Genomic DNA, 3709 nt, shown 5'->3' with positions numbered 1-3709 from the left:
GTGCGAGTTGCCCAGCGGCACAACGGCGCAGGACTACTACCAGAAGGGACTGCACGACGTCATCCGCTATCACGTGTCGATGACGTCGAGCATCAACTTCCCGGACGAGTCGGCGACCTCGCCGATGGACCCGAAGTTGTACGTGTTGTGGGCGCAGGCGAACGCCGTTGCCGGATACCGGTATTCGGTGGAAGCGCGGCCGGGCTCGCAGGCGCTGCAAGACCACGTCGCGACCATATCGATGACCTGGACCAACTACGGCTCGGCCGCGGCCACGGAGAAGTGGACGCCGGGGTACCGACTGGTCAATTTCAGCGGGCGGATGGTTCGGACGCTGCCCGCCTCGGTGGACCTGAAGGGTCTGGTCGCCGACACATCCAGTGACCGCAGCAGTGACCAGCCGACACCGTCTTCGGTGACGGAAACGGTTCGAGTGGACCTCAAAGACCTGCCACCGGGCCATTACACGCTGCGGGCCGGGGTCGACTGGCAGCAGCACAAGCCCAATGGCTCACACCCGGTGAACTACCCGCCGATGCAGCTGGCCCGCGACGGCCGTGACGACACCGGGTTCTATCCCGTTGCCACCCTTGACGTTCCGCGGGATGCGCAGACCGTGGTCAACAACCGGTGAGAACGCGTGGGGTGCGCGAGCCGTCGAGCCACAGCCGCGCCAACCGCTGATACCAGCAGTCCAGCCCGAACCCGGCAGCCCGGTCGCGCGCCGCGGCACCCAGGCGGACCCGTAGCGATTCGTCGTCCACCAATTCAGCGAGCGCCGCCGCGATCTGGTCGGTGCGGCCGGGTGCGACCACCAGGCCGGTGACCCGGTCGGTGATCGCCTCGCCGATGCTCCCCACCAATGTCGTCACCGGCGCCAGCCCGTACGCCATCGCCTCCAACAGTGCCATGGGCAGGCCCTCGTCACGACTGGGCAGCAGGAAAACGTGTGCGGTCCGCAACAATTCGTCCCGGGCGGCCGGGTCCAACCACCCGGCGACGTCAATGGTTTCGCACAGGCCAGCGGCCGCTACGGCCGCGCGGACCTGATCGACCTCGCCGTCCCCGGCCAGGGTCACCCGCAACCGGGCGCGAACGCCCGCGTCGAGGGCGGCGACGGCGGCGATCACGTCGTAGCTGCCCTTACGCGCGCCCAGCCTGCCCAAGGCCACCGCATGCACCCGGTGCACTCCGCGCTGCACCACCTCACCGGCCGGGATGGCAACGGCGTTGTGCAGCACGCTGATTCGCTCTTCGGCCAACCGCAGCCGGCTCGCGTACTCCGCGACGTGCCGCTCACCCAACACCAACCAGTGATCGGCCACCAGCAGTCTGCGGACGGCCCGTTGCAGTGCCGGCCGCAGCCGATCGAACCAGCCGCCGAAGTCATAGCTGTGTGCGTGTACCACGGTAGGCACTCTGGTCAGGCGGGCCGCCGCCATCGGCAACGCTTTGCGGATTACGCTGCCGCCGTGCGCAAGATGGATGTGCAGCACGTCGGCGTGACCGCGCAGGACCAGCCAAGTGGCGCGCAGCATTCCGGTGAGGCCTACCGTCAGCCGATACCACAGCGGGCCTTCGAGGTAGGTCGGCACCAGCGTGATGGCGAATCGCTGATCCGGGTGGGCCGCCATCAAGGTGATCACTGTGGCCATACCGCCGCGACTGGCCGCTCCGGCTGGTGCCGGGCCAACGACGATGATTCGCAACGGCTTTGGTGCGGCGGTCACGCCACGGCCTCGACGGGCAGCTCGTCGGGGATCACCTCGTGTTGGTCGCGCTGACCGCGCGGCAACTTGGCAAATGCCAATGCCGCGCCCAACGCCATGCCCAGCGTCATCGCGTTGGCCGGGTCTTCTGGTAACGGGTCGATGATGCACATGACCAAGAGCCCGGCGCTGACCGCCGCGGCCGTCTTGGCCGCCGTCGACGCGCTGCGCAACGCACGTACCACCGGTGTCAGCGCGAACACCGCGAACGCCGCCATGCCGACGGCGCCGGATTTGGCCAGCCACCACAGATAGAAATTGTGTGCGTATGTGGTGCCGAGGGTTTCGGTGAATTCGTCGGGATCGTCGCCGAACGGGAGTTGATAGGCGTAACCGAGGCCGTGGCCGAACACCGGGGCCTCGGCGATGGCACTGTCGAGATGGCCGTTCTCGGCGAGCCGGGCCTGCGTCGAGGCGTCGGTGGCCAACGCGCTGCTCGAGACACCACCCAACACGCGGTGACTGAACCCGGACACCTGGTCGGAAAGCCAGTCTCCGGCCGAGGAGTCGTGCAGCAGGAATAACGCACCGGGCACCGCCACGGCCAAGATCCCGGCGCCGGTGATCGCGAGCCGGGCGGCCCGACGCACCGCGGACCACCCCATGCTGGCGAAGAAGGCGACCACCGCGGCCACCCCGACGGAGATCAACGTGTTGCGGGAGAACGCCAACACCGAGATGACCAACGCGGGTAAGCCCATGGACAGGTAAGCGACGGGCGGGACCCTGCCCACGATCTGGGCGGCCACCAGCGCGGTCAACACCGCAATCGCCGGTATCAGGGCGGAGGTGATCACGCGGTTGGCGGAATCACCGGTATCGGCCTGCAGGCTTTCCAGCCGACCGGCCAACCGGATGCCCCCCGACGAACTCAAGACGGCCATACCGGCCGAAAACCACAGCGTCACAGCGATCGCGTGGATGGACAGCTTGACGTAGCTGCCGTAGACGATCGCTAAGGCCAGCACGAAACCGGCGACCATCTCCAGCAGAAAAGTCGCCTCGCGGACCGCGGCCGACAGAGCGTGTCCGGCCGAAATGCCCTCAGCGGCAAAGTAGAGGACGGTGAAGGCGAACATGCCCGGCAGCAGGTAATCGGTCATGCGCAACCGCACGGTCGGCAGGACGAAGCAGATCGCCAGGATCAACACCACGTGTGAGGCGTAGATCGACACCGGCCCGACCACCTTGCCGATGTGCAGACCCTGCGGCAGTGCGGCGAACCCGACGAACAGCGCCACCCCGATCATCAATTCCGGTTTCGCCCAATACATGATCAAGCAGAACGTCGCCCCGATGAGGGCGATGCCCTGGGTGGTGTTGCGCACCGACAGGACGCCGAACAGAAAGCAGGCGAGGAGAAACCCGGCCAGGACGACGGCGCTCAGCAGCAGACGATGACGGTTGCGCAGGTATCGGGTCACGCCGGTCCGCTGACCTTCGATCGGTAGGTGCGGGTGGAGGCCTTGGTGTGACGGGCGATTCGCGCGTCGGTCAACACGGTGCCCACCACGTTCGCGCCGGCCGCGCGTAACGCGTTCAACGCGTCGTTGAGTTCGTCTTCGGTGGTCCGCCCGGCCCGCAGCACCAGCACGGTGGCCTGCACCGCCCCACCCAGCAGGCCGGAGTCAGCCGTCGCCAGCACCGGCGGCCCGTCGACCACCGTGCGATCGAAGGCGTCGGCCAAGTCCTGCAGCACCTTGTCCAACACCTCCGGCAGATATGCGCTGCACGGCAGCGTCTCCCGTCGGGCGGCGCGCGCAGCAAGGATGAACAATTTCGAAATCGGTGTGGGCTTGACGGCTTCGGTGGCGATCTCGGGGTTGGCCAACGCGTTGGCCAACCCTTCGCCGGAGTCGACTTTGAGCAGCCCGGCGACCACCGGTCGTCGGGTGTCGCCCTCGACGAGCAGCACGTCCTCGCCGAGTTCGGCGAACGCC

General features: G+C 67.4%; 3 protein-coding genes and 1 pseudogene. 1 reads left to right on the top strand and 3 read right to left on the bottom strand.

Translation table 11 applies throughout. The features are described 5' to 3' along the window. A pseudogene (locus A9W95_RS15175) lies at nucleotides 1–634 on the top strand (hypothetical protein); the annotation flags it as partial. Here the strand turns inward: A9W95_RS15175 and A9W95_RS15170 are convergent. From A9W95_RS15170 to A9W95_RS15160, 3 genes are all read right to left on the bottom strand, one after another. Next, entirely contained in the window at nucleotides 621–1730 is a 1110-nt protein-coding gene (locus A9W95_RS15170) for a glycosyltransferase family 4 protein (protein ID WP_067414150.1), read from the bottom strand. The pseudogene A9W95_RS15175 and the gene A9W95_RS15170 overlap by 14 nt on opposite strands. Continuing rightward, on the bottom strand, nucleotides 1727–3193 hold the full coding sequence (locus tag A9W95_RS15165; RefSeq protein ID WP_067414147.1) for an O-antigen ligase: 1467 nt from the start codon (nucleotides 3191–3193) through the stop codon (nucleotides 1727–1729). The genes A9W95_RS15170 and A9W95_RS15165 overlap by 4 nt, the downstream gene beginning before the upstream one ends. Further along, the coding region (locus tag A9W95_RS15160) for a CpsD/CapB family tyrosine-protein kinase (RefSeq protein WP_172826626.1) at nucleotides 3190–3709 on the bottom strand (520 nt) is incomplete at its 5' end. The genes A9W95_RS15160 and A9W95_RS15165, both read right to left, overlap by 4 nt.

It is taken from the genome of Mycobacterium sp. 1423905.2 (genome assembly GCF_001673155.1).
GTDB lineage: Bacteria > Actinomycetota > Actinomycetes > Mycobacteriales > Mycobacteriaceae > Mycobacterium.
This window is presented reverse-complemented; position numbering and strand designations above follow the sequence as displayed.